The sequence below is a fragment of the Lactobacillus sp. UMNPBX19 genome (genome assembly GCF_002553805.1).
In the GTDB taxonomy this organism is placed as follows: domain Bacteria; phylum Bacillota; class Bacilli; order Lactobacillales; family Lactobacillaceae; genus Lactobacillus.
Map to the genome: position 1 here is coordinate 1 of NZ_PCYR01000147.1, position 385 is coordinate 385.

The 385-nt window shown below is 35.6% G+C and carries 1 protein-coding gene; it reads left to right on the forward strand.

Translation table 11 applies throughout. The features are described 5' to 3' along the window. The first annotated feature begins 2 nt into the window (after nt 1-2). Nucleotides 3-254: a type II toxin-antitoxin system Phd/YefM family antitoxin gene (locus tag CP370_RS09510; RefSeq protein ID WP_098046685.1), complete on the forward strand. Its 252-nt coding sequence runs from the start codon at nt 3-5 to the stop codon at nt 252-254. The last annotated feature ends 131 nt before the right edge of the window (nt 255-385 follow it).

Genomic DNA, 385 nt, shown 5'->3' on the forward strand with positions numbered 1-385 from the left:
ATATTATCACACCAACTAAAGCAAGAGATAATCTATTTTCGTTGATCAAAGAAACTAATCGTGACTCAGCACCTGTATTTATTTCGGGTGCCGAGACTAGTAAGAGTGCGGTATTAATTGGTAAGAAAGATTATGATGCTTTGCAAGAGACATTGTCATTGTTTATGAATGGTCAAATGCCGATTGCTTTTAGTCGAGAAAATGATGAGTCAGTTGATTTAGAGAATATGATTGCCGAGATAGATAATGAGTGAGTGGCGTATCAAGATAAAGAAATCAGCAAAGAGTGATTTGAAAAAGGTACTAAAAAGTCCGTTACGTTCATCTTTTGAAGATATCGTTACCGTGTTACAAACGGATCCTTATTTAGCGATTCAATCGTTTG